General features: G+C 31.8%; 25 protein-coding genes and 1 riboswitch. Of the genes, 3 read left to right on the forward strand and 22 right to left on the reverse strand.

The features are described 5' to 3' along the window. The 11 genes from aroB to cmk all read right to left on the reverse strand — a co-directional run bounded on the left by aroB (position 1) and on the right by cmk (position 10,903). Positions 1-1,068, reverse strand: coding sequence for a 3-dehydroquinate synthase (gene aroB / locus AB1J10_RS02425; protein ID WP_369002993.1), 1,068 nt, complete (start codon positions 1,066-1,068; stop codon positions 1-3). A gap of 26 nt (positions 1,069-1,094) precedes the next feature. Next, entirely contained in the window at positions 1,095-2,261 is a 1,167-nt protein-coding gene (gene aroC, locus AB1J10_RS02430) for a chorismate synthase (RefSeq protein WP_107365473.1), read from the reverse strand. Between the two features lie 387 nt (positions 2,262-2,648). After that, the gene (ndk, locus tag AB1J10_RS02435) at positions 2,649-3,098 is read right to left on the reverse strand and encodes a nucleoside-diphosphate kinase (RefSeq protein WP_070038216.1); all 450 of its coding nucleotides are present in this window, start codon (positions 3,096-3,098) and stop codon (positions 2,649-2,651) included. Positions 3,099-3,222: 124 nt separating this feature from the next. Further along, positions 3,223-4,176: a polyprenyl synthetase family protein gene (locus tag AB1J10_RS02440; protein WP_169926885.1), complete on the reverse strand. Its 954-nt coding sequence runs from the start codon at positions 4,174-4,176 to the stop codon at positions 3,223-3,225. A 26-nt stretch (positions 4,177-4,202) separates the two neighbouring features. Beyond that, on the reverse strand, positions 4,203-4,904 hold the full coding sequence (locus AB1J10_RS02445) for a demethylmenaquinone methyltransferase (RefSeq protein ID WP_073343660.1): 702 nt from the start codon (positions 4,902-4,904) through the stop codon (positions 4,203-4,205). A gap of 17 nt (positions 4,905-4,921) precedes the next feature. Next, the gene (locus AB1J10_RS02450; protein WP_046208226.1) at positions 4,922-5,479 is read right to left on the reverse strand and encodes a heptaprenyl pyrophosphate synthase subunit A; all 558 of its coding nucleotides are present in this window, start codon (positions 5,477-5,479) and stop codon (positions 4,922-4,924) included. A gap of 327 nt (positions 5,480-5,806) precedes the next feature. Then, positions 5,807-6,079 carry an HU family DNA-binding protein gene (locus AB1J10_RS02455; protein WP_019468914.1) on the reverse strand — a complete coding sequence of 91 codons (273 nt, stop codon included), beginning with the start codon at positions 6,077-6,079 and terminating at the stop codon, positions 5,807-5,809. A 169-nt stretch (positions 6,080-6,248) separates the two neighbouring features. Further along, positions 6,249-7,247 carry an NAD(P)H-dependent glycerol-3-phosphate dehydrogenase gene (locus AB1J10_RS02460; RefSeq protein ID WP_369002994.1) on the reverse strand — a complete coding sequence of 333 codons (999 nt, stop codon included), beginning with the start codon at positions 7,245-7,247 and terminating at the stop codon, positions 6,249-6,251. Positions 7,248-7,263: 16 nt separating this feature from the next. Further along, entirely contained in the window at positions 7,264-8,574 is a 1,311-nt protein-coding gene (gene der, locus AB1J10_RS02465; RefSeq protein ID WP_046208224.1) for a ribosome biogenesis GTPase Der, read from the reverse strand. Between the two features lie 196 nt (positions 8,575-8,770). Beyond that, on the reverse strand, positions 8,771-9,949 hold the full coding sequence (gene rpsA / locus AB1J10_RS02470) for a 30S ribosomal protein S1 (protein WP_070658580.1): 1,179 nt from the start codon (positions 9,947-9,949) through the stop codon (positions 8,771-8,773). A 297-nt stretch (positions 9,950-10,246) separates the two neighbouring features. Then, positions 10,247-10,903 (reverse strand): (d)CMP kinase, encoded by a 657-nt coding sequence (cmk, locus tag AB1J10_RS02475; protein WP_064208934.1) that lies wholly within the window; start codon positions 10,901-10,903, stop codon positions 10,247-10,249. Between the two features lie 78 nt (positions 10,904-10,981). On the opposite strand from cmk, the gene AB1J10_RS02480 reads away from it, so the two are divergent. Continuing rightward, complete coding sequence (locus AB1J10_RS02480) at positions 10,982-11,956, forward strand: asparaginase (RefSeq protein WP_070658582.1); 975 nt, start codon at positions 10,982-10,984, stop codon at positions 11,954-11,956. Positions 11,957-12,042: 86 nt separating this feature from the next. On the opposite strand, the gene ypdA is transcribed toward AB1J10_RS02480, so the two are convergent. The 4 genes from ypdA to AB1J10_RS02500 all read right to left on the reverse strand — a co-directional run bounded on the left by ypdA (position 12,043) and on the right by AB1J10_RS02500 (position 17,203). Next, entirely contained in the window at positions 12,043-13,029 is a 987-nt protein-coding gene (ypdA, locus tag AB1J10_RS02485; RefSeq protein ID WP_070658583.1) for a bacillithiol disulfide reductase YpdA, read from the reverse strand. Positions 13,030-13,260: 231 nt separating this feature from the next. Beyond that, positions 13,261-14,724: a LysM peptidoglycan-binding domain-containing protein gene (locus tag AB1J10_RS02490; protein WP_107520756.1), complete on the reverse strand. Its 1,464-nt coding sequence runs from the start codon at positions 14,722-14,724 to the stop codon at positions 13,261-13,263. 147 nt (positions 14,725-14,871) lie between these two features. Further along, complete coding sequence (locus tag AB1J10_RS02495) at positions 14,872-16,251, reverse strand: RecQ family ATP-dependent DNA helicase (RefSeq protein WP_107365475.1); 1,380 nt, start codon at positions 16,249-16,251, stop codon at positions 14,872-14,874. Beyond that, complete coding sequence (locus AB1J10_RS02500) at positions 16,238-17,203, reverse strand: helix-turn-helix domain-containing protein (protein ID WP_070658585.1); 966 nt, start codon at positions 17,201-17,203, stop codon at positions 16,238-16,240. The genes AB1J10_RS02495 and AB1J10_RS02500 overlap by 14 nt, the downstream gene beginning before the upstream one ends. Positions 17,204-17,312: 109 nt before the next feature. Here AB1J10_RS02500 and AB1J10_RS02505 point away from each other — a divergent pair, with 109 nt between their 5' ends. Further along, on the forward strand, positions 17,313-17,561 hold the full coding sequence (locus AB1J10_RS02505) for a ferredoxin (protein ID WP_019468351.1): 249 nt from the start codon (positions 17,313-17,315) through the stop codon (positions 17,559-17,561). A gap of 493 nt (positions 17,562-18,054) precedes the next feature. On the opposite strand, the gene AB1J10_RS02510 is transcribed toward AB1J10_RS02505, so the two are convergent. The 6 genes from AB1J10_RS02510 to AB1J10_RS02535 form a co-directional block, all read right to left on the reverse strand. Further along, entirely contained in the window at positions 18,055-18,600 is a 546-nt protein-coding gene (locus AB1J10_RS02510; RefSeq protein WP_107391386.1) for an ECF transporter S component, read from the reverse strand. Positions 18,601-18,664: 64 nt separating this feature from the next. After that, positions 18,665-18,801: riboswitch (FMN riboswitch) on the reverse strand. Positions 18,802-19,017: 216 nt separating this feature from the next. Further along, the gene (locus AB1J10_RS02515) at positions 19,018-20,790 is read right to left on the reverse strand and encodes an ATP-binding protein (RefSeq protein ID WP_064208930.1); all 1,773 of its coding nucleotides are present in this window, start codon (positions 20,788-20,790) and stop codon (positions 19,018-19,020) included. Then, a complete protein-coding gene (locus AB1J10_RS02520) occupies positions 20,774-21,499 on the reverse strand; it encodes a response regulator transcription factor (protein ID WP_046208214.1) in 726 nt (241 codons plus the stop codon). Before AB1J10_RS02520 ends, AB1J10_RS02515 begins: the two co-directional genes overlap by 17 nt. 135 nt (positions 21,500-21,634) lie before the next feature. Then, positions 21,635-22,372, reverse strand: coding sequence for a pseudouridine synthase (locus AB1J10_RS02525; protein WP_046208213.1), 738 nt, complete (start codon positions 22,370-22,372; stop codon positions 21,635-21,637). Continuing rightward, positions 22,365-22,913 carry an SMC-Scp complex subunit ScpB gene (gene scpB / locus AB1J10_RS02530; protein WP_081254262.1) on the reverse strand — a complete coding sequence of 183 codons (549 nt, stop codon included), beginning with the start codon at positions 22,911-22,913 and terminating at the stop codon, positions 22,365-22,367. The genes AB1J10_RS02525 and scpB overlap by 8 nt, the downstream gene beginning before the upstream one ends. Beyond that, the gene (locus AB1J10_RS02535) at positions 22,897-23,631 is read right to left on the reverse strand and encodes a segregation and condensation protein A (RefSeq protein WP_046208212.1); all 735 of its coding nucleotides are present in this window, start codon (positions 23,629-23,631) and stop codon (positions 22,897-22,899) included. Before AB1J10_RS02535 ends, scpB begins: the two co-directional genes overlap by 17 nt. A gap of 91 nt (positions 23,632-23,722) precedes the next feature. Here AB1J10_RS02535 and AB1J10_RS02540 point away from each other — a divergent pair, with 91 nt between their 5' ends. Continuing rightward, positions 23,723-24,223: a DUF309 domain-containing protein gene (locus AB1J10_RS02540; RefSeq protein WP_107365842.1), complete on the forward strand. Its 501-nt coding sequence runs from the start codon at positions 23,723-23,725 to the stop codon at positions 24,221-24,223. A 97-nt stretch (positions 24,224-24,320) separates the two neighbouring features. Here AB1J10_RS02540 and xerD read toward each other — a convergent pair whose 3' ends face one another. Continuing rightward, positions 24,321-25,208, reverse strand: coding sequence for a site-specific tyrosine recombinase XerD (xerD, locus tag AB1J10_RS02545; RefSeq protein WP_064208929.1), 888 nt, complete (start codon positions 25,206-25,208; stop codon positions 24,321-24,323). Positions 25,209-25,218: the final 10 nt, after the last annotated feature.

Raw genomic sequence — 25,218 nt, forward strand, 5'->3', positions numbered from 1 at the left:
CTACTTTTTAAAATATGTTTGTAATGTCGTGAAACTCTCTACTAAAGTGGATTTATCGACATGTTTAACCACAGGATTTCCTATACCTTCTAATAAAACCATCTGTACGCCTTGTTGGTCATTCTTCTTATCTCTTAACATTAATTCATAAAGTGAATCGAATTTGAAGGTATTGATGATATTTAATGGATAATCTAGAGAACTTAAATAATTGACGTAATGTAAAATATCAAATTTTTGGTTTAAAATATGGTTCGATACGATGAATTGAAAAAGAATGCCAATCATCACGGCATGACCGTGTGGTATTTTAAATGTGTATTCAACGGCATGACCAAAAGTATGTCCTAAATTTAAAAATTTACGAACGTTTGATTCTTTTTCATCTTTTACAATAATATTTAACTTTGTCTCTATGCCTTTATAAATATAATATTCCATTTCATCTAAAGACGCTAACGTTGTCTTATCATAAAAATGTGATTCAATATTACATACTGCATCGGCATCAGTTAACAATGCATGTTTATATACTTCAGCGTAACCACTCAATATTTCTGTATAAGGAAGCGTTGAGAGAAAATTCAAATCATAGATAACCGCAGTTGGTCTATAAAATGCACCAATTAAATTTTTACCGTGTTTTGAATTGATTCCCACTTTACCACCAACACTAGAATCATGTGCTAATATCGTCGTAGGTACTTGGATAAAATCAACGCCTCTCAATAGGGTAGCAGCTAAAAATCCAGCGAAATCACCGGTAGCGCCACCACCTACTGCAATGATGCAAGTATTTCTAGTCAAATTTTTGCTCAATAATGTTTCTATAGTCTCTGCATAATAATCTAGAGATTTTGTAGACTCACCTGACGGTACAGCCAACATGTGAGCATCGTATTCAGATGTAATAAATTCTAATGTATCATCCCATTTTTGAGCAATTGTATTATCTACGACTAGTACAATATCTTTGTAATTTTCAATGTAATGACGTAAATGTTTTAGCGCGTTATGTTCTATGATAATACGATAATTATTAGTCTCATACGTAGTTTGTAATTTCATCGATATCACCTGGCTAATCTTATAATTTAGTATTCAATATTCAACAAGCGGCGTTCTTCAATTTGTGATTTTAATTGCTCGATATGATTACATTGGAATTCTGCTAATAATGCTTTTGCAAGTTCAAAAGCAACGACATTTTCTACTACAACACTTGCAGCTGGAACGGCACAACTATCAGAGCGTTCAACAGAAGCTTTAAAAGATTCTTTAGTATTAATATCTACTGAATTTAGCGGTTTATATAATGTTGGAATTGGTTTCATAACACCATTGACAACAATAGGCATTCCGTTAGACATACCACCTTCAAAACCACCTAAATGATTTGATCCTCTGTAATAACCATTGTTTGTATCATAAAGTATTTCATCTTGTATTTCACTGCCAGGTTTTTCGGCTGCTTTAAATCCTTCTCCAAAACTGACGCCTTTAAAAGCATTAATACTTACAACCCCTTGAGCAATTCTACCATCTAATTTACGGTCATAATGTACATAACTGCCGATACCAATTGGTACTCCTTCAATAATAGTTTGTACAACACCGCCAATAGTATCTCCTGCCTTTTTGGCGTCATCAATTTTATCTCTCATTTGTTGAGCAATATCATCATTAATCACACGGACATCATTTTTATCAATATTAGATTTGATTGTTTCAAGGTCATAAGCTAAATCATCTTTAATACCACCAATTTCCATAACTCTACTATAAAAATGAATATCGAGTTGCTTTAGTAATATTTTCGATACAGCACCTACAGCCACTCGCGCAGCAGTTTCTCTAGCAGAAGAACGCTCTAATACATTTCTTAAGTCTCGATGATTATATTTCATACCGCCGATTAAATCGGCATGACCTGGACGTGGTTTTGTAATTACGCGCTTCATGTTTTCTTGATCTTCATCGCTAATAGGATCAGCGCCCATGATTTTTCTCCAATGTTTAAAATCATCATTTGTGACAATAAGCGTGATTGGACTACCAAGCGTATATCCGTTACGTACCCCAGATACAATTTCAACACTATCTTTTTCAATTTGCATGCGTCTACCTCTACCGTATCCACCTTGACGTTTAAACATTTCTTCATTTATATCGGCAGCATGAATTTCTAAATTTGCTGGCACACCTTCAATAATTACTGTTAGTTGCGGACCATGTGATTCTCCTGAAGTTAAATATCTCATTATTTACCCACTCCGTTCTTTAGTACTTTAAATGATTATATGTTCCTTATCTTATCACATTCAATTGTTCAAATTAACAGAAAAATTTCAAATAACTAAACTTTATAAGATTTCCTTACATACAACTATAACATCTGTCTAAAATTCAGTAATAACTTAAGATATTAAACGACTTCACTTTAGAATGCAATTGCAACTTTTATACAAAAAAACACCTTCGCATAAATTCATTTTATTATGAATACAACGAAAGTGTTTTGATTTTACGGATACGACCATGAATCGTATTTTTACTATTATTTTTTATCTTTATTGTTGAGCGTATTAAATAATTAAGTTAATAACGCATATCATCTTACAAGTAATGGTGTATCGATTCAACGATGATTATTCGTATAACCATGCTTCACGTGATTCTGTAAAATCACTTAATTCTTCTGCATTAAACCAAAGATTGATTTCTTTATTAGCAGATTCAACTGAATCTGAACCATGAATAATGTTTCTGCCTACAGTTAAACCAAAGTCTCCTCTGATTGTACCAGGTGTAGCTTCTGATGGATTTGTTGATCCAATAATGTGACGCGCAATATGTACTGCATCTTCACCTTCTACAACCATTGCAAATACAGGTGCAGAAGTAATAAAGTCGATTAAATTGCCATAGAATGGTTTATCCGTATGTTCAGCATAATGTTCTTCTGCAAGCGATTTAGGTACTGTCATTAGTTTAGCACCTACAAGTTTTAGTCCTTTACGTTCAATACGTGAAACGATTTCACCTATCAAATTACGTTGAACCGCGTCCGGTTTAATCATTAAAAATGTTCTTTCCATTGTGTGTTTATCCCCCTGTTAGTGATGTAAGTTTTATAAAAATACAAAACAAAATATTATAATGTCTTGAAGCACATTATAATATTAACAGTTAATTTAAGCGCTTTCAATGCTTTTCACACAATTATACGTTTCTTTTCCCTACTTTTTTAATAATTTTTTTAAATATTGGTTTAGCATCATCTTTTTCTAATTGATCAATAAGATGAAGCGCTTTATCTAAATATCTATCGCTAATTGCTTGTGATTGTTTTATCACATCAGAATGTTTAACGGTTTGTATACATTTATCAAATAAGGATTGATCACTGTTTGGGCCAAGTTGTTCTATTTGTGATTTAAACTCAGGATTTTTACGCATTTCTAACAATACTGGTAACGTTAAATGGCCGTTCATTAAATCACTGCCCACTGGTTTTCCTAATTTCTTTTCAGTACTAGTAAAATCTAGAATATCGTCAACGATTTGAAAACTCATCCCAATATAATGACCAATCATTTTCAAATTACGAACCGTTTTGGTATCAGCATGTGAAGCAATTGCTCCAACTTCTGTTGATAATTGTATAAGCAATGCAGTTTTACGTTTGATTCTTCTTAAATAATTAGTAATTGTTTGATGAGCATTGAATTGATCTTGAAACTGGTACAATTCACCCATGCATACTTCGACAATTGCACTAGATATCACTTTATGTACTCGGTTATCCTCAATATTTGAAATATGTTCTAAACCGACAGCTAATAGAAAATTACCTGTGAGAATTGCAGTGTCTTGATCCCATTTTTTGGCAATCGTTAAACTACCGCGACGTTTATCACTTTTATCAATAACATCATCATGTACTAAAGTAGCCATATGGATTAATTCGAGTGCTACAGCAACACGATAGACATCTTCATTAATTTCTTCGCCAAATTGACTACTTAATATTACAAAGGCAGGTCTTACACGTTTTCCGCCTGATGAAAATAAATGATAAGAAGCATCTTCTAAGATTTGATCCTTACTTATTAATGCTTCTTCCAATCGCTGTTCAATTATTTTAATTTCATTGTTCATATTTAACTTTGACACAGTCATCACCTTTGGTTGTTTCATTTTTATTTATAGCCTAGGTGCATCGCTGCAACGCCACCAGTGAAGCTACGTACCTTAATATTACTAAATCCTGCTTGTGAAAATAAACGTTTTAATTTTTCTTTGTCTGGAAAATCAAAAGTAGATTGCTGTAACCATTCATATTCATCTTTCGATTTCGCAAATATTTTACCAAATATAGGCATTATAAATTTAAAGTATAATTTATAACATTGTTTAAATATTGGAGCAGTTGGTTGACTTGTTTCTAAGCAAACAACCATTCCACCAGGCTTTAAAACTCGATTTAGTTCTTTAAGCGTTGCAAGGTAATCAGGTACATTACGTAAACCAAAGCCAATTGTGACATAATCAAATTCATTATCCTCGAATGGTAAATGCATTGCATCACCATGAATGAGTTGGATATTTTGCATGTCCGCTGTTTTCTTTTTACCTACTTCAAGCATGTTTTCACTAAAATCTACACCTAATACTTCACCAGAAGGACCGACTGCTTTGCTTAAAGAAATGGTCCAGTCTGCCGTTCCGCAACAAACATCTAATGCTTTGCTACCATCTTTAACATTCATTTCTTTCATAACGCGTTTTCTCCATGTCTTGTGTTGTTCAAAGCTGATGATGTTGTTTAGGCGATCATATTTTCCAGAAATATTTTGAAAAACGTTATGTACTTGTTCTTTTTTTGCTTTATTATCTGCCATCATTGATTACCTCTTTTTTAATTAATTTCTAATTTAATTTCTTCTAAAAATGTATTTAGTTCATCTTTCGAATATTTTTTTAAATACGAAGGATGATTTTCTAATAAGTTTGTTAATAATTTTTGATTGATATCTGTTGTTTCTATGTTTGGTACGTATCGATTGATAGTAATAAGTGGAAATTTATTTTCGATTTTTAAAATAAAATGACCGATTTCTTCTTTGGGAATCACTCCGTTATGGATGGAGGATTTCATTTCATTAATTTCAACAATCGCTGAACTAATTTGCTTTTGAAAAATTGGATCATGTAACTTCGCTAATAATGTATAAAAGTGAGCGCTTAGTAAATCACCAATCAAAATGGCTTTCTTAGAGGATAAATTTTTGGAAACCTCATCTAAATGACGCATCGCAGTATCTATAGTGAGGCAAGCTAATTTAGCATCTTCAGGTATATCATAAGAATCAAGGATTTTTGCTAATACTTCATTTATATAAATAGCGTCATAATGATGTATACCTTTCAAGCGTTGGGTAATTTGTTTTTCAAAAATACTTAATGTCGTTTCCATGTTCACACCTCACGTTATTATCAATATACATATTAACATTATATAGGGAAAATTAAAATCAACGGTTTTCAAAGTGATAAATATATACGTTTTATGTATTTTGTGAATAGTAAAAATTATAAAAATAAATGAATTATGTTTGTTTATTATCTTTATAAAAACTAAATTGATGTTTGATCACTTTAAAAATCTCTTAATATCATATCATCATATCGAATGATACCATATTAAGAGACTTAGTTTACAATCTATTTTTATTTGTATTTAAAAGTTTTTACCAAAAGAAAAAAAGCCCCTGTAACAAGGGCTTCACTTTTAAGTAAAGAATTATTTAACTGCATCTTTTAAAGCTTTACCAGCTTTGAATGCTGGAACTTTGCTTGCAGGGATATCAATTTCTTTACCAGTTTGTGGATTACGTCCTTTACGAGCAGCACGTTCACGTACTTCGAAATTACCGAATCCAATTAATTGTACTTTTTCACCTTTAGAAAGTGATGTTTGAATTGATTCGAATACTGCATCTACAGCTAAACCAGCTTCTTTTTTAGTTAAATCAGCTTGTTCTGCAACAGCATTGATTAAATCTGTTTTGTTCATTATGAATTCACCTCCCCTAGGGTTTATAATGATAACTTAATATCATTATGGTATGACTTTAACACAACGAATACTGCAACTGCAATGATTTATGTGTAAAAAACGTTGAATTAATAGGATTTTAATATCAAATTGTTATATATTTGCAAAAAAGTGTAATAGTTCTATCTTATTCGGCCTTTTTGCCCCGTCCCATTAAGTCTTTGACGCTTTCATCAACAGGTTGATTTTCAAACAAAACTCTATATAATGCAGTTGTAATTGGCATATCAATATGATGTTCTTTAGCTAAATTATAAACTGATTTTGTAGTATATACACCTTCAACCACCATATTCATTTCTTCTAATGCTTTTTCTAGTGATTTACCTTCACCTAATTTATACCCTAATGTGTAATTTCTAGAATGAGTAGACGTGCACGTTACAATTAAATCGCCAATACCACCTAAACCTAAAAATGTCAGTGGATCTGCGCCTAATTTTTCACCAAGTCGACTTATTTCAGCTAAACCTCTAGTCATTAATGCCGCTTTGGCATTGCCTCCGAAGCCCATGCCTGAAATTACACCGCTTGCAACAGCTATAATATTTTTTAATGCGCCACCCAATTCTACGCCTACTAAATCGTCATTCGTATAAACTCTTAAATAATCATTCATAAATAAATCTTGAGCTAGTTTACTCACTTCTGGTGATTTAGAAGAAGCAGCCACTGTAGTTGGTTGTTTGATAACAACCTCTTCAGCATGGCTTGGACCTGATAGTACACCAATACCTGCATTATGTTCAGAGCTAATTGAGTCTTCTAACATTTCAGAGACGCGTTTATAAGTATCGTTTTCTATTCCTTTAGCAACATGGATAAAAGTTTTTTTCGATGTTAAGTGTGAATCAATTTCACTTGCAACTTCCCTCATTGCTTTTGTAGGTAAAGCCATGAGATATACATCTGAATGCGCTATTGCTTTATGAATATCTGTAGTTGCGTTAATTGATAATTCAAGTTGTGCATTTTTAAGATATTTAGTGTTTGTATGAAATTCATTTATTTCATTAACAGTCGTTTCATTTTTCCCCCACATTAATACTTGATGCCCGTTTTCAGCTAAGACATTTGCTAATGCCGTACCGAAACTCCCAGTACCAAAGACAGCTATATTAGACATGTAACCCCTCCATTTATTAATTTCTTCTTCTAGTTATGATGTGTACAGGCGTACCTTCAAATCCAAAGGCAGCTCTGATTTGATTTTCAAGATAACGTTTATAAGAAAAATGCATTAATTCTACGTCATTTACAAACACAACAAATGTTGGAGGTTCTATTGCAACTTGTGTAGCATAAAATACGTTTAATCGACGACCCTTATCTGTTGGTGTTGGATTCATAGAAATTGCATCTGTAATCACTTCATTTAATGTTGAACTTTGAACACGTTTTTTATGGTTTTCACTAGCTTCTAAAATATACGGGAATAGTGTAGATAATCTTTTTTGTTCTTTTGCTGAAACAAATGCGATTTGTGCGTAATCTAAAAATTGAAATTCTTTGCGTACTTCGTCCTTGAATTTCTTCATAGTATTTGTTTCTTTATCTACAGCATCCCATTTATTGACAACGATAACAATCGCTTTTCCTTCTTCGTGCGCATAGCCAGCAACACGCTTGTCTTGTTCTATGATACCTTGTTCAGCATCGATAACTACTAAAACAACGTTTGATCGCTCTATCGCTTTAAGTGCACGTAAAACTGAGTACTTTTCTGTATTTTCATATACTTTACCTTTTTTACGCATACCAGCAGTATCTATGAGCACATAATCTTGATCGTCATAGCTATATTCAGTATCAACAGCGTCTCGAGTTGTTCCAGCAACATTGGATACTATGACTCGATTTTCACCTAAAATCGCGTTAACTAAGCTCGACTTACCTACGTTAGGGCGACCAATAATTGATAAACGAATTGTATCCTCGTCATATGGATCGGGCTCTTCTTCTTTGAAATTTTTAACTACTTCATCTAATAAATCACCTAATCCTAAACCATGTGAACCAGAAATTGGATACGGATCTCCAAAACCTAGTGAATAAAAATCATAAATTTCATTTCGCATTTCAGGATTATCAACTTTATTCACTGCCAATACAACGGGCTTTTTAGATTTGTATAGCATTTGAGCTACCATTTCATCACTTTGTGTTAAACCTTCTCTAACATTTACCATAAAAATAATGACATCAGCTTCATCTATGGCAATTTCTGCTTGCGCTCTAATCTGTGTTTGGAATGGTGCATCACCTATTTCAATACCTCCAGTATCAATGATATTGAAATCATGAGTTAACCATTCGCCTGATGAATAAATTCTGTCACGAGTCACACCTGGTGTATCTTCAACAATTGAGACACGTTCACCTACGACTCTGTTAAAAATTGTAGACTTTCCAACATTGGGTCTTCCTACAATAGCAACTATAGGTTTAGTCATAACTAACTTCCTCTCTTTTTTAATCTCTATAATTCTATCATACGGGGTAAGTATTTCAAAAGAAATTATTAATGAATCAATTTAAATGACTTTCATGAAATACAATTAATTTATTGATTGATATGTATACTAAAAAAATAAATCTTGCCCTAACGTAAAAATAGGACAAGATTTATTTTTAGTCTTATGATAATTATTAAAACTTAATATCTTTAAGTTTATCTCCGAAAACATCACCTAGTGTTGGATTGTCTTCGTCTTCATTATTATCTAAATATGATTGTGTTGTTTCACTATCACTTTCAGCAACATTTTCGTCAGGTAATGTTGCTTTAATAGAAAGTGAAATACGTTCATTGTCAATATCGACACTGAGTATTTTAACACTGACAACTTGTCCTGGTTCTAATACTTCACCAGGTGTACCGATGTGTGAATGACTGATTTCTGAAATATGAACTAAACCTTGCACACCAGGTTTAATTTCAACAAAGGCACCAAAGCTTGTAAGTCTGACAACTTTACCTTCGATTTCTTCACCTTCATTGACTTCTCCTCTTAACGATTCAAACGGGCTTGGTAATGTATCTTTAATTGATAATGAAATACGTTCAGAATCTTTATCAACTGATTTTACTTTCACTTTGACTTGATCACCAATTGAAACAACATCTTCTGGCGATTTAACATGCTCATGTGATAGCTCGGAAACATGTACAAGTCCATCTACACCACCAATATCGATAAACGCACCAAAGTTTGTTAAGCGTGCAACTTTACCTTCTATGACATCGCCTTCATTAAGATTATTGAGTAAGTCATCTTTTTTCTCAGCATTTTCTAATGCTTCTACAGCTTTACGACTAAGAATGACGCGATTATTTGCTGGATCTAGTTCTTCAACTTTTAATTTTAGAACTTGTCCTTCAAAATGAGAGAAATCTTCGATGAAATCAGTTGAAATTAATGAAGCTGGTACAAATCCTCTTTGACCAACATCTACTACTAAACCACCTTTTACAACTTCAGTGACTTTAGCCTCGATGATTTCATCATTATCTAATTTTTCTTGTAAAAATTCATATGATTTTTCAGTTTCTAATTGACGTTTTGATAAGATATAAGCACCTGTCTCATTTTCTTCGTCATATTCCACTTTTGTGACATATGCACCGATTTCGTCACCAACTTTAACAGCATCACTAGGATTATCAATATGATGTGTTGAAAGTTGACTTATAGGGATAATACCGTTAAATTTACCTCCATTAACATGTACAATTACTTGTTTATCTTCAATTTCTTGAATTTCACCAGTAACTCTATCCCCTTCTTTAATTTCGTTAATCATTGATTCATTGAATTCTTCAGTCATCTTGTCTGCCTCCTTATTACACTACATATTTATAACATCTTATAATTTGACAGAATTGTCAAGGAATTCCACTTTATAGTGAATACTCTCATTCTATACATTTAAAAATATTAATTGATACTTAACATGTAGATAATAGTTTTAATATCAATAGCAATTTACATTGACTTATATGTAGTACAAGTTTTAAAAACCTACTACGATAATATACCCTGATTTTGATATTTTATAACTTTTTTACACAATTTTAACAAAAGGACTACAAAAAAAATCAATAGATAATATGATTTTATGAATTTAGATATCTTCTACTAATGTCAAAATTTTATCAGTAACTTCTTCGATACTCATACCGGTAGTATCAATAGTTATTGCATCTTCTGCTTTTTTCAAAGGAGATATTTCTCTATTCATATCATAGTGATCGCGTTCGGCTATTTCTTTTTTTAATTGTTCTACTGTTGATTGTATATCTCTTAGTTCGTTATCTTTTTGACGACGTAAAGCACGTTCTTCAACAGAGGCAATCATATATATTTTTAAATCAGCATCTGGCAACACAACCGTACCAATGTCTCTACCATCCATTACAATGCCTTTTTGCTGCGCCAACTCTTGTTGCTTTTCAACGGCAAATGAGCGCACTGATTCTTTTGAAGATACATAAGAAACATGATTTGTCACATCATTTTCTCTTAAATAATCTGTCACATCTTGATTGTCTAAAATGACTCTTTGTCCTTTTTCTTCGTCATAAGTTAATGAAAGTTCAGTTGATTCGACAAGTTCAGAAAAATTTTCTGTTTTATTTAATTGTAAATATTTATATGTTATAGCACGATACATTGCACCAGTATCTACATACACCATAGATAACTTGGCTGCCACAAGTTTTGCTATTGTACTCTTACCTGCAGCTGCAGGTCCATCAAGTGCGATATTTATTGGTTTCATTTTAGTAACCCTTCCTTGTTGTTTTATAAATAATATTTTATCATAAATATGTATTTTATAAATAGGAGGAATGCACACATGAAAAAACTTCTTGTCATACATACTGGCGGCACGATTAGCATGTCACAAGATGAATCGAACAAAGTTGTTACAAATAAAGACAATCCAATTTCTAATCATCAAAATATTATTAATCAATATGCTGATGTAACAGAAATAACACCTTTTAATGTACCATCTCCACACATGAATATTGCGTATGTGGAAACTTTAAAACAAATTATAAATCAATCTGAGGATCAAGATGATTATGATGGTTATGTGATTACACATGGTACTGATACACTAGAGGAAACAGCTTATTTATTAGATTTAACAATAGACACCTCAAAACCAATTGTAATCACTGGTGCGATGCGTTCTTCCAATGAAATTGGTGCAGATGGTTTATATAATTTTTTATCAGCAATTAGAGTTGCAATTAGTGATGAATCATTAAATATGGGTGTTATGGTCGTTTTTAACGATGAGATTCATACAGCTAGAAATGTAACGAAAACGCACACTTCTAATACGAATACATTTCAAAGTCCAAATCATGGTCCCTTAGGTGTGATAACAAAACAAAGTGTACAGTTTCATCATAAACCATTTGGGCATTTAGTATTGACTGATATCAATCAATCTTTAAACATCCCACTCGTGAAAGCGTATATGGGAATGAATAGCGATGTTTTGGCTTTTTACAGTGAAAAACAAGTTGATGGGATTATAATAGAAGCGCTAGGTCAAGGCAATTTGCCGCCTACATGTTTAGAAGGGTTGAATCAATGTTTAAATAACAATATTCCAGTTATACTTGTATCTAGATCTTTTAATGGTATTGTCGGCCCTATTTATGCTTATGAAGGTGGCGGTGCAACATTAGAACAAAAAGGAGTTATTTTCTCTAATGGATTAAATGGACAAAAAGCGAGACTGAAATTATTAATCGGCTTAAGTAATCATTTAACTAAAGCACAATTAAAAAAGTATTTTGAAGCTCAATTATAAAAAAAGAGTTGTGATAAGTAATGTTTTATCTTAAGAATATTGAAAGTATTCTCAAATAATAATCACTTATCCAGCTCTTTTTTATATTATGATTCTAAAGGCGTTTGCTTTTTAGATAAAATATTTTGAGTGATAATGCCACCATGATACTTACCATTTTCAATAAAAATCGTATTTGCATCATTACCTGCAGCAATCACACCAGCAATATAACAATTTTCTACATTTGTTTCGTAAGTTTCTTTGTTATGAACTGGTGCTGTCCCATATTCATTTTCATTGATTTCAATTCCAATTGATTCTAAGAAATTATAGTCCGGATGATAACCAATCATTGCAAAAATGTAATCGTTAGGAATCTCAATTACTTCTCCATCTTGCTCATAAATAACACTATCTTCAGTAATTTTTGTGACTTCAGCGTTAAAGGCCATGTTTATTTTTTCGTGTTTCACTAATGACTCAAAATTAGGTAAAATCCATGGTTTAACTGCTTTTGGATAGTCAGAACCGCGATAGATAACTGTGACATGTGCACCAGCCTTTTCTAATTCCAATGCTGCATCAACTGCTGAGTTTTTGCCACCAATGATGACAACATTTTGATCAAAATAAGGGTGTGCTTCTTTGAAGTAATGTTTTACTTTTGGCAATTCTGCACCTTCTACTTCTAAAGTATTATGTTGACCATAATAACCAGTAGCTACGGTTAGAAATCGACACTGATAAACATCTTTCGTAGTAGTGAGTGTAAAACGATTATTAATTTTTTTAACAGTAAGGACTTCTTCGAAAGCATTGATACGCAGTTGATGATGTTTAACAACTTCTCTATAATACACTAATGCTTGATTACGACGTGGTTTGCTTTCTTCGACAATAAATGGAATGTCGCCAATACTTAATTTATCACTTGAAGAAAAGAATGTTTGATGTGTTGGATAGTTATAAATAGCGTCCACAACATTTCCTTTTTCAATTACTAAAGTATCAATCCCTTTTTTCTTTTGTTCAATAGCGGCACTTAACCCACATGGTCCACCGCCGATGATTATACTTTCTACTGTTTGCATAGTATTTGTCCTCCTTTAACCACCCATTTATTATACCAGTAGATTAAAAAAAACCAAGTGATAGATTTTGAAAATTTGTTTACAAAAATGACTAATTCATATAAAAGCTCCCTACAAAGTTTACTTTTTTAAATGTCTACTTTGTAGGGAGCATATCATGTTATGGATTAGTCCTTTTTTAGGAACAGGCTCGATAATCAAGCTTCATTTTATTTGTTAAAGATGAATGTTTTATTGAGGAATAACTAATTGTTGTCCGTTATGAATATCATTACCTTGTAATCCATTTGCTTTTCTGATTTTTTCTACATTTTCAGGAGATCCGCTTCCATAGTATTGGATGGCTATTCTGTAAAGATTTTGACCATTTACAGTATGTGTTTGTTGTCCTGAATTGTTGTTTGAAGCTTGGTTGTTTTGTTGATTGTTTTGGCTGTTAGTAGCTTGACCTTGGTTTGCTGAATCATTACCTTGATTCGTAGCTTGATTATTTTGTTGTGATTGATCATTTTGACTGTTCTGTGCATTTTGATCACTTTGGTTATTTTGATCAGATTCAGTAGCTTGATTTTGATCGCTAGTAGCTGCATCGTCAGAATTAGAATCGCTTTGGTTTGAATTATCATTACTATCTGATTCAGCGTTATCGTCATTATTTGTATTTGCTTTATCACTATCATCGTCTTTGTTTTTGTCTGAATCTTTCTTGCTGTCCTTGTCTGAATCTGAGTCAGATTTTTTATCTTTGTTGTCCGCTACCTTTTTATCGTCGTTATTACTACTATCATCATTGTTGCCAGTTAATGCCATACCACCAAAAATTCCGATTGCTGCTAAAATTAAAATTGCTGCTACGATTGGTAATATTTTTCCAAATAATCCGCCTTTTTTCTTGTTATTGTTGTTATCATCATTTGGATCGTTGTTGTGATCACCGTTACCATTATTTCCACCGGAGCCATTTCCATTCGAATGCGCAGCACTTGCTCCAGCGGCACCTGCACCAGCTGCGGCTGCTCCGCCAGCTACGGCAGCGCCTTTTTTCTTGTTGTCTTTTGAATCATTACTTTTTTCAGAATTAGCTTCTTCAGTATGTTGATTTTTATTATTAGCACCTACGCCTGTAGCAGCATCACTTTTTTCGTTATCGTCTGAGGCTGCATTGTTATCTTTAGCATGATCAGAAGCATCTTTCTTGTCATGGTGTTTTTTTGTGGCATATGCACCTGCACCAGCTGCGGCTGCTCCGCCAGCTACGGCAGCGCCTTTTTTCTTATCATTTTTATCTTCAGATTGGTTATCTTCAGAAATGTCGTGATCTTTTTCACTTCTATTTTGATTAATATTGTTATTTTCTGAAGGGTCTTGATTTTTATTGGTTTCATCCGCAACCGTCTTGGATGATGAATGTGTTTCCTGTTGTTGCTTACTGTCTTGTTGACTTGATGTATCATTTTTCTCATCAACAGTTGATTCATTTCCTTCATTTTGATGTGTTGCCGTATCTCTTCTACGTTGTCTTCTTTGGGCATTTCTTGGAGGGAATTGTTCGTCTTGTTTATCAGAAACTTCCTCTTTTACATTGTCAACGGAATCGTTAACAGAATCCTTTACATCATCTCGATGTTCTTTTGGATCAATAGATTGACGATTTTTCTCAAAATCATCTTTGAAATTATTATTAGACAAATTCATCATCCTTCCATCATTTAATTTTAGTATATACTGTTTTACCCTAAAAGCCAGTATATATGTATTAATTTTATATGAAAAACAAATAAAAATTTAGCGTATATCTAGTATTATAGCTTGATTGAAAAAGTGAAGTAAAGTATTTATCTTTTATTTGAATATATTTCGTAATTTTTCTTTAAAATCCATTTTTCTTTTTACTTTTTTTCTATTAATAATATTAATTGGTTTTAATTCTGTGTCATTATCACAGCACTGTGTTGGTTTTGTTGATAGATTTTCACCGAAAAACTCTACCATATATGACCTACGACATTGGTCTAAATTTTTATAACCTAACATTCGATAATAACCGCGTTGTTTTCTTTCAAATGCTGTTTTGAAAATAGTACGCAATTGTTCAATTTTAAAATTACTACTTAGAACCTCTAATATTTCATTTTTTTCAGGTGGTAAAAACATACCTAATTCAAATGTGTTCACATCTTCTTCAGTAATTATATCTGCAAACAATAAGGTTTCTAATAGATAACTATCATCTGGTTGGTAAAGACTGATGGCTTGGCTAGAGTAGCCATCACGTCCTGCACGACCAATTTCTTGCATATAACTTGATGGACTTGTGGCTAGATGAAAATGTATGATGGTTCGTATATCTTTTTTATTTATCCCCATTCCAAAAGCACTTGTTGCAACAATAATTGGTATTTCATTATTTATAAATTGATGCTGTACAGTATGTCTTTCCTGATAGGTTAAGTCACCATGGTATATCCCAGTTAAAAAACCATATTGATAAATTGCCTTTGCTAAAGTTAGGCACATTTTTTTTGATGAAACATAGATAATAGTTGGACCTGATTGTTCTAACGTTGGAAGTAACCATTTTAACTTTTCATGATCATTTTCGAAATTTATGTGTGATAATGTAATATTTTCTCTATTCGTCGTTGTTTTCACAACAGTAAATGTTTTATTTAGCATGTGATTTAAATCATATGTTAAATAAGGTGGTGCTGTGGCAGTCAAAGCAAGTATATTGGCTTTAGGAAAATAATTGATGATTTTCCCTACAAGTGCATAGTGTGGTCTGAAATCATAACCCCATTCAGATAAGCAGTGGGCTTCATCTAAAACGATTAAACCAAAATCTAGATGTTGTATAAGTTTAAAATTATGTGGTTGCAACAAAAATTCGGGACTTAAAAATATAAAACGACTATGCTTTAAGTATTGTAAATTTTGTTTTTTTTCATTTTCATCTAATCCGGAATGGATGCATGAAACGTAATGCTCGCCTTGTAGTTTTAATTGCATAACTTGATCATCCATTAAGGATATTAACGGTGAGATGATAAGGGTGGGCTTTTGTTTGATATAGGTTGGTAATTGATAACATAAACTTTTTCCACTACCAGTCGGCAATATACCCAAAGTATTTTCATCATTTAATACATGCTCTATAATTTCCTGTTGTCCAGGCTTAAATGAATCAAAACCAAACCATTTTTTTAATTCATGATGTAACATTTAAATCACCTCTTTCAACACCGATGATTAATAGTTTAATTTCAAAGTAATTTAATTTTGGAAATTTCTCTTTGTAATTTCTTAATCTTTCGCTGCGATTTTCTACATAGTAACTTAGAAACTGTGAATATGAATTATCATTTATAAATACATCGTATTGTGAAAGATACCCTTTTATAAATAATTCTAGAATATGATCTTCAATTGTGTTTGATTTTACATTTTGTGTCTTAGCTAATTCGTTAAAGCTGAGACCTTTTTTAATACCTATGTAAGTTTCCTCTGTTTTAAAAAGCAACGTTGGTAAAATAATTAATTGATTTAAAATAGGATATTTAATCGCATTTTCCAATTCAAACATCATGATTACTAATTCATTTATTTCTAGTTCGAACAATTGTTGTTGCGAAATATTTTCTATTAAGCTGACTTGTTGTCTTGTATACATACTTTCTTTATAACCTTGTAAATAATAGTGCAAATACGTTTTACTATTTTTTTCAGAAATTGAAGAGAAAAGAAGATTTAATTCTTCATTTAATTTGCAAGATATATTCTTATTTTTAGCACTGTTATATACTTTTTTAACTCTATGTTGAATTGTATTGTTGTGTGTAATAGGCACAAAATGTAATGAATCATGTGAAATATTCGAAATTGTTTGGGTTAATAATTGAAGTGCCTTAAAGGTGTTTAATAAACTATCATATGTATACCTTGGATGTGTACGAATTAATCGCGTACTATCAACATCCTGTTGTCCATTTTGAATATATCCAACAAATGATGGATATTTTAAGTTTGGTAAGCTATGATACAATGATAATAGTTGTTGACTACAGGCGTCAAAAAAGGTTTGATGGGATTTTTTGCCTGTGATAATATTATATATGCTTTTTTCTGTTTTGTAATTATGTGCTTGCATTCGTGTAAAGCGAATTAAATTATACATGTGTGCTCCCTCATTTTATAAAACAAAAACATTTGATAAAATTTTAAACAGTAACTACAATACTAATTGTGTTATTAGTGTAGCATGTTTGTTAAAGGAGGCGAAGAGTTTGGCTAAATATACAATTGTTGATATGGATACATGCATTGCATGTGGTGCTTGCGGTGCTGCTGCTCCTGATATATATGATTACGACGATGAAGGTATCGCATACGTTATACTAGATGATAACCAAGGTACTGCGGAAGTACCAGAAGAATTATATGAAGACATGGAAGATGCTTTAGAAGGTTGTCCTACAGATTCTATTAAAATTGAAGAGGAATCTTTTGACGGAGACCCTCTAAAATTTGAATAATAAAATTAATCAAATAGATATTCATTTTTGCATGAAATGAATTTATAAAAGCTCAGTATATTCATTGTTTTAATGAAAAATCTGAGCTCTTATTTTATGAAAAATAATCATTTATTAATTGTAGTATGAAAATAAAGCAAGTTGAGATATAGCATGTAAATCTCACAATCAAAATAAATGACTAATCCATATGAAATAGCTTGGTCATTTTAAATTTTAAAATTCGACAAATTCGACCAGGTTGTTCACTCGTCTGGAGATATGACTCGATTCTATAATCTTGTGCTTATATCATTCCATTAAGTGTTAACAAGTTAAAAAACTATTTTAAAAGATGCGTTTAAGTACAAAAATAATGATAAGCAACTTCACTTTCAACTTTAGCAAAAGTTTTCAATAATAAAAGAAGCTGAGACAAATAAATTGTCTCAGCTTCTTTTATTATTGCGTGTCCATTTTTTCATATTCGTTGTATAAGCTAATTAATTAAAAATTATCTAAGTAAAATCTTTTTTAAACGTTTGAATAATAACATAAATATTAAAGAAATTATTATACCTTTTACTATATTAAAAGGTATAACACCTGAAACTATCACAATTTTTATATTTTCAACTACATTTGATAAATTCATAATCATCCCATAAAGTGGTAATAAAACAAAATAATTTAAAATACTTAGAACAATCGTCATAACAATCGTCGCTATCGTAAATCCAATGATTTGTGTTTTGACTGTATGATTATTTTTAATTATATAAAAGGCACTTAAAATAAAACTAGCGCCAGCTAAGAAATTAGCAATTGGTCCAACTGGATCCCCTATATTAAATAAGAAATTAAGTAAATTTTTTATAAATAATATAATAATACCAGCTACTGATCCTAAACTAAAAGTTGCTAATAGAGCTGGAATATCACTAAAGTCTAATGTTAAATACGGTGGTAAAAATGGGATTGGAAATTTGATAAACATCAAAATAAATGACACCGCACTTAACATACTTATCGTAATAAGTCGCTTGGTTTGTTGTTGCATATTCAATTATCTCCTTCCATTCATCTTACTTAGAAAAGGAGGATTTAATTGCACAACAAAAACCCTCCATCTTCTCCCATCCAGACTATACTGTCGGCTCTAGAATTACACTAGATCAGCCATTTATCTTTTTAATAGATAAATGGGTCGCAGGCTTCAATTACTGCCGGTTGGGAATTACACCCTACCCCGAAGATGAATTTCTTAAATTTTATAAATATATCATAGCCTATTACTCAGATAAAAACAATAGACCTGCTTATGCTTAGTAAATTACATAACTTATGAAAAAGACGAGATTGAAAATCAATAGTAATGTATTGACTCTCAATCTCGATATTTATAGAACACACATGCTTGATTTACATTAAGATTATAAATTAAATTACATTTCACTTTCTATGATTAGTTTAATAGTCATGTATCTTCATATTCTTCTGTTGGTTTTGGTAATTTAATTATAAATGTTGTGCCTTTGCCAAGCTCACTCTTAACGTCTATCGTACCTCCATGTTCATCAATAATCATACGACAGATAAACAGACCTAACCCAGTACCTTGTTTACCTCGTTTACGAGCAGTGTCGACTTTATAGAAACGATCAAATACTTGTTGTAAATGTTCTGGAGCAATACCAGATCCTGTGTCTGAAATGTATAAAATATTTTCATTTTCTGACTCTCCATAACTAATCGATATTAAATCACCAGGTTCTGTATATCTAGTAGCATTATCTATAAGATTAGTTAAAACCTGTTCAATTCTATCGGTGTCGAAATACCATAATTGATTGTGTGTATTTGGATTTAAATTCATCGTTAACTTTAAGTCATTTGCTTGTTTCTGGTATTTTTGTTGCATTCTATTAAGCAGTGGATCAATTGGCTGTTTCACTTTCTCTACAGTTAGCCCTTCAGCATCCATCCGTGCAACATTGAGCAACTCATTTACTAATCGATTTAAACGTTTTGTTTCATCAAGGACAATGGACAATGATTCATGTATTTCGTCTGGTTCTGTTACAATACCATCCACTATCGACTCTGTATATCCTTGTAGCAATGAAATAGGTGTACGCAATTCATGTGATACATTAGCAATAAAATCTTTTTTCATTTGATCAATATTATGTTCATTGGTCATATCACGAATAATAGCTACAATACCACTTCTGCCATCAGGCTGAATTTGTTCAATATAACTTGTAATAATGACAAAATAGCGTGTGCTAATTTCATATTCTTCGAATTGTGTTTTTTTGGATTTAAATGTTAATTCATTTTGACGATCAAGTTTGTCTAAATCGTGTGCATCCAATATTTTTAAAATATTTTGTGCCATCTTGTTTGATATAATTATTTCTTGTTTATCATTAAAACCTAGAACGCCTTCAACCATAGAGTTTATTAAACTGTCTCTGATATTTTTTGATGAGGATAATGCGTCGATGTGTTGTTGTATTTCCGAACTCATCGTGTTAAAAGCACGTGATAACTCACCAATTTCATCTCGAGAATTAACAGGAACTACTTGTGTATAGTCTCCTTTAGAAACTTTTAATGCTTGAGTCCTTAAATTTCTTAGTGGTTTTGTAATTCGAGATGATAAGAAAAAGGCAAACACAGTAGTAATAGATAAAAAGATTATAGCAATAATTAAAATAATGACTGTAATCACATTATTGGTATCTTCTATCGTTTTCAAATCTTGATAGATAAAAACACCACTATATTTACTATTATGTGCACTCGATTCTAAATTTTTTGATGGATAACCTATTAAAACATAAGTTTTTTGCTGTTTATTTATATCTATTGTCACGTGCTCAGATATCTGCTTTCCTTTATCGAACACTTTTTCGTAGTTTTTATTACTTTTTATTTCTTTGAACATCTTTTCTTTTGTCTCATCATTATTGACGCTATCCATGTGTTTATGATTCATGATAATAAGCCCCACTGGACCCTCGATAAGAGACTTACTATGCTTTATGGCAGTCGTTTTATCTTCTGAATGCTCAACTAAATGACTGATTCTTTTAGCATCTTCAAGTAATGAATCTTCTGTTTCTTGCGTAAAGTAAGATTGTATAAACGTTATAAGTGCTGCACTTAATAAAATTAAAACTGTCGTTACTATAAAAATTATAGTTAACCACAGTTTTACTACTACATTATTGAGGCGGTTCATTTTCAGATTTAACCTCGAATTTATAGCCAACGCCCCAAACTGTTTGAATCATTTGGGCAGCTTCATCAGAAACGCGATTTAATTTCTCTCTTAAACGTTTTACATGTGTATCAACAGTACGCAAATCTCCATAAAATTCATAATGCCATACTTCTTTTAATAGTTGCTCACGATCAAAGACTTTATTTGGCGTTTTTGCTAAAAAGATTAAAAGTTCATATTCTTTTGGCGTTAAGTTTACTTGGTTGCCATCAGCTAGCACGCGATGAGCATCATTATCAATCACAAGATGTTCAAATTCTATTAAATCTCGTGCATGTGGTTCACTTTGTTCTGTATGTGCAACTTGAGTTCGTCTTAATAGCGCTTTGACACGTAAGACCACTTCACGTGGTGAAAATGGTTTTACAATATAATCATCTGCACCGGATTCGAAACCTTCTACGCGGTTTGTTTCTTCTCCTTTAGCAGTTAACATAATAATTGGTGTTTCTTTCTGTTCTCTGAGTCTAGCTGCTACAGTAATGCCATCCATTTCTGGCAACATTAAATCTAACAAGATACATGCATAATCATGTTCCATTGCCATTTTGTATGCTTCTTGTCCATCTCTAGCTTCATGAGTTTCAAAAGATTCTCTTTCTAAGTACAATTTTAATAATCGTCTGATTCTATCTTCATCATCAACGATAAGTATTTCGTTTGACATAGGTTCGTACCCTCCCACACTGCTAACTTCAATTTCAACCATATTATATCATAGGTTGAGCTATAAAAGTGTTTATGAATGAAAAGTTTGTGAAAAAATTATCAATATCAGGATTTTGTTAAAGGAATGTCATAATTATTGTCCGTGTTCTGCAATTTGACGTAATATTTTTACTTCATGCGGTGTGAGTACTCGGCCTTCACCAGCATTGAGTCCTTTTAAATTTAAGGGTCCAAATTCTATGCGTTGTAATTTTGATACTTGATGTCCAAAGTATTCAAACATGCGTCTAACTTGTCTATTGCGACCTTCAGTTATTGTAATTTCTACAAGTGTCGTATTTTTATCTTTATCTTGGTTTTTAACTTTAACTGTCGCAGGTTGCGTTTGCCCATCTTCTAAATTAATACCTTGTTCTAATGCTTTAACTTCTTCGCGCATGAGATAGCCTTTTAATTTAACAACATATTTCTTTTTGATTTTATAACGTGGATGTGTCATTAAGTTAGTGAATTCACCATCATTGGTAAGTAAAAGTAGCCCTGATGTATCATAATCTAAGCGTCCCACAGGGTATATTCTTGTCTTAATTTGTTTGAAATAATCAGTAACGACCTTTCTACCTTTGTCATCAGAAACGCTAGTGATAACTTGTGAAGGTTTATAGAAAAGAATATATAGTTTGTCTTCTTGTTCTAATTTAATGCCTTCAACTTCTACTGTATCCGTTGGTTTTACTTTAGTACCTAATTCTGTTTTGATTTCACCGTTTACTTTCACTTTACCTTCTGTAATTAATGTTTCCGCTTTACGTCTTGAAGTATAGCCACTATTTGCGATACGTTTTTGTAATCTTTCTGTTTCTTTATTCATTTTTTTCTCCTTTTTGATTTACTAAATTACTGAAGAAGGCTTCTATTTCCTCATCTTCTTCATCCGTAGTTGGTAAATCATCTAATTGTTCAATACCAAATACATTTAAGAATAGTTCTGTTGTATATAATTGTTGGCTTCTAGAATCTGCCTCATCTTTGGCTTCAATTAAACCTCGTGCTATCAAGGTTTTGACGGCTCCGTCCGAATTTATACCTCTAATCAATTCAATATCACTACGAGATAATGGCTGATTGTATGCGATTATCGATAAAGCTTCCATAGCTGCTTGTGATAATTTCATTTTTGATTTTTGTTCAATTAACTTCTCAATAAATTCTGACGCATCTTTTTTGGTGGTTAAGACATAATTTTTACCATAATGTTGGATCTCTAAGCCACAAGCGTCATATTCATTGATTAATGTATGAAAACGATGTTGGTCAATGTCTAAAATTTCTAGTATTTGCTTTTCTTCAAGTCCTTCATCACCTGCAGTATAAAGTAATGCTTCTAGGATTCCTTTATCGTTCAATGCCATAATTAACTCCTCTTAAAATATTAATATCGTCAAAACTTTTTTGTTGTTCAATATTTACTATTCCAGATTTCGACATTTCTAGTATGGCGAGGAAATGAGTGACTACCATTTCCAGTGGTTCAGTAAAATTAAATAAACTAAAAAAGTTGAATGATTCATGTTTTTGCAAACGTTGAGTTACTTGTGTAGTAGCTTCTTGTATTGTGAACGTTTCTTTTCGAATATCAACGGTTTTGGGTGTTTGGTATTCCACACGATTTTTCACTTTTTGATAAGCAATGATGAGTTCTGTTAAATCAATCGTATTATTAGGGTCCCAAGTTTCATTTGATTCTAAATGTGTTAAATCCGTTGGGTGTTTAGAATAATACTTCTCTCTTTCTGCTCTTTTTTCGTTTAATAGCACTGTATATTCTTTATAGTTTTGATATTCAATTAATCGCTCAACCAAATTTTCACGTGGGTCATCTTCTAAATCGTCAACTTCATCTGAATGAGGCAAAAGCATTTTGCTTTTTATCATTAGTAATTCTGATGCCATAACTAAATATTCACTTGCCACATTAATTTCTAATTGACTCATCGCATGAATATATTGCATATACTGTTCTGTTAAAGATTTCATTGGTATATCATAAATATCAATTTCAAATTTTTGAATAAGATGCAATAATAAATCTAAAGGACCATTAAAGGCATCGAGTTTTACTTCATACATTTTATCTACCTCATATTAGCAAGTTAAGTGCGTAATTCACTAAAATATTATAGCATGTTTAATACAAACATTTAAAATCGGAGCGATAAACATGTTAAAAATTGCACTTCAAGATTTTTATTTCCAATTCCATACAAAGCAACATTACTTTCTTTGTCACGATATTTTAGAAGACGCTTGGAAAACAAACCCAAATTACAATAAAGGAGATGCTGTTGTAAGTCTTATATTGACTGCAACTGGCGCTTATCATTACCGTAGACATAATTATGTAGGTGCCTATAAATCGTTTGGTAAGTCATTAAAAGTAATAGAAAAGTACGACTCAGCAATTAATATTGGACTCGATATAGAAGCGTATAAAGCGCTATTAGTCGAATTAATTAATGCTACAAAGAAGGAGAAATCTTTCGAGCCTATTCATCTCCCATTAACTGCGACAATGGAGCAAGTTATATTACAACAATACCCGCATTATGCGATGACATATTATAAAATTGAAGATGATTATATCATTGACCACCATTTAAAAAGAGATAGAACTGAAGTCGAAGCAGCAAGAAAACGCGCTCTACAAGCTCGAAACAAATGAATATAAGCATTAATCTTATATGAATATATTTATTTAAATAATGTAACTACAATAAAAAACACAGTCTAGTTATTCAATAGAATAAACCAGGCTGTGTTTATGCTCTTGGATGAAATTCATTATACATTTTACGAATTTGTGATTTTGAAACATGTGTATACAATTGTGTTGTAGATATGTCAGAATGGCCGAGCATTTCTTGTACTGCACGTAAATCTGCTCCATTTTCGAGTAAATGTGTGGCAAATGAATGTCTTAATGTATGTGGTGTTAAAGTTTTTAGTATATTTGCTTTGATACCATTTTGTTTAATCATCTTCCATATGGCTTGTCTTGATAAAGGTTTACCGTGCATATTTAAAAAGAGTGTGTCAGTTACCGTGTTTTTTAATAATTGTGGTCTTACTGTTTCCAAATAAGTATTTAAGTATTCAATCACTGTATCTCCTAATGGCACAATTCTTTCTTTATTTCCCTTACCAAAAACACGTATAAAGCCCATAATTAAATTAACATCTTCTAACTCTATTTGAATCAGTTCTGACACACGCATGCCAGTGGCATAAAGTAATTCTAACATCGTGCGATCTCTATATCCGTTATTTTTGGATAAATCAGGGGTTTCTAATAGTCTAAGTACTTCATCTATTTCTAAAACATCTGGTAATTTACGATCATATTTCGGCGTTTCTATTAATACTGTTGGATCTTTTGCTGCATATTTTTCTCTTAATGCAAACTGATGAAAACTGCGGATAGTGGAAATGAAGCGTGCTAACGATTTTGAAGATGCACCTTCATCATGTAAGTGACCCAAACATTCTTGAATAAGTTGTCTATCTACAAAATCAATATGACTAATTTTGTGTAATGTTAAAAATTCATCATATTTTTTTAAATCTCTTCGATATGCACCAATTGTATTTACACTTAATCCTTTTTCTAATTGTATAAATTTCAAATATTCATCTATAATATTTTTCACTGTACTACCT

Origin of the sequence: Staphylococcus cohnii species complex 1663, assembly GCF_041008415.1 — a bacterium.
GTDB lineage: Bacteria > Bacillota > Bacilli > Staphylococcales > Staphylococcaceae > Staphylococcus > Staphylococcus ureilyticus.

Excerpts from the sequence above, each read along its gene's own strand:
- aroB (WP_369002993.1), bottom strand. The coding sequence starts at position 1,068 with ATGAAATTACAAACTACGTATGAGACTAATAATTATCGTATTATCATA.
- aroC (WP_107365473.1), bottom strand. The coding sequence starts at position 2,261 with ATGAGATATTTAACTTCAGGAGAATCACATGGTCCGCAACTAACAGTA.
- ndk (WP_070038216.1), bottom strand. The coding sequence starts at position 3,098 with ATGGAAAGAACATTTTTAATGATTAAACCGGACGCGGTTCAACGTAAT.
- AB1J10_RS02445 (WP_073343660.1), bottom strand. The coding sequence starts at position 4,904 with ATGGCAGATAATAAAGCAAAAAAAGAACAAGTACATAACGTTTTTCAA.
- AB1J10_RS02450 (WP_046208226.1), bottom strand. The coding sequence starts at position 5,479 with ATGGAAACGACATTAAGTATTTTTGAAAAACAAATTACCCAACGCTTG.
- AB1J10_RS02455 (WP_019468914.1), bottom strand. The coding sequence starts at position 6,079 with ATGAACAAAACAGATTTAATCAATGCTGTTGCAGAACAAGCTGATTTA.
- AB1J10_RS02460 (WP_369002994.1), bottom strand. The coding sequence starts at position 7,247 with ATGTCTAATATAGCTGTCTTTGGTACTGGGAGTTTCGGTACGGCATTA.
- der (WP_046208224.1), bottom strand. The coding sequence starts at position 8,574 with ATGACTAAACCTATAGTTGCTATTGTAGGAAGACCCAATGTTGGAAAG.
- rpsA (WP_070658580.1), bottom strand. The coding sequence starts at position 9,949 with ATGACTGAAGAATTCAATGAATCAATGATTAACGAAATTAAAGAAGGG.
- cmk (WP_064208934.1), bottom strand. The coding sequence starts at position 10,903 with ATGAAACCAATAAATATCGCACTTGATGGACCTGCAGCTGCAGGTAAG.
- AB1J10_RS02480 (WP_070658582.1), top strand. The coding sequence starts at position 10,982 with ATGAAAAAACTTCTTGTCATACATACTGGCGGCACGATTAGCATGTCA.
- ypdA (WP_070658583.1), bottom strand. The coding sequence starts at position 13,029 with ATGCAAACAGTAGAAAGTATAATCATCGGCGGTGGACCATGTGGGTTA.
- AB1J10_RS02490 (WP_107520756.1), bottom strand. The coding sequence starts at position 14,724 with ATGAATTTGTCTAATAATAATTTCAAAGATGATTTTGAGAAAAATCGT.
- AB1J10_RS02495 (WP_107365475.1), bottom strand. The coding sequence starts at position 16,251 with ATGTTACATCATGAATTAAAAAAATGGTTTGGTTTTGATTCATTTAAG.
- AB1J10_RS02500 (WP_070658585.1), bottom strand. The coding sequence starts at position 17,203 with ATGTATAATTTAATTCGCTTTACACGAATGCAAGCACATAATTACAAA.
- AB1J10_RS02510 (WP_107391386.1), bottom strand. The coding sequence starts at position 18,600 with ATGCAACAACAAACCAAGCGACTTATTACGATAAGTATGTTAAGTGCG.
- AB1J10_RS02515 (WP_064208930.1), bottom strand. The coding sequence starts at position 20,790 with ATGAACCGCCTCAATAATGTAGTAGTAAAACTGTGGTTAACTATAATT.
- AB1J10_RS02520 (WP_046208214.1), bottom strand. The coding sequence starts at position 21,499 with ATGTCAAACGAAATACTTATCGTTGATGATGAAGATAGAATCAGACGA.
- AB1J10_RS02525 (WP_046208213.1), bottom strand. The coding sequence starts at position 22,372 with ATGAATAAAGAAACAGAAAGATTACAAAAACGTATCGCAAATAGTGGC.
- scpB (WP_081254262.1), bottom strand. The coding sequence starts at position 22,913 with ATGGCATTGAACGATAAAGGAATCCTAGAAGCATTACTTTATACTGCA.
- AB1J10_RS02535 (WP_046208212.1), bottom strand. The coding sequence starts at position 23,631 with ATGTATGAAGTAAAACTCGATGCCTTTAATGGTCCTTTAGATTTATTA.
- AB1J10_RS02540 (WP_107365842.1), top strand. The coding sequence starts at position 23,723 with ATGTTAAAAATTGCACTTCAAGATTTTTATTTCCAATTCCATACAAAG.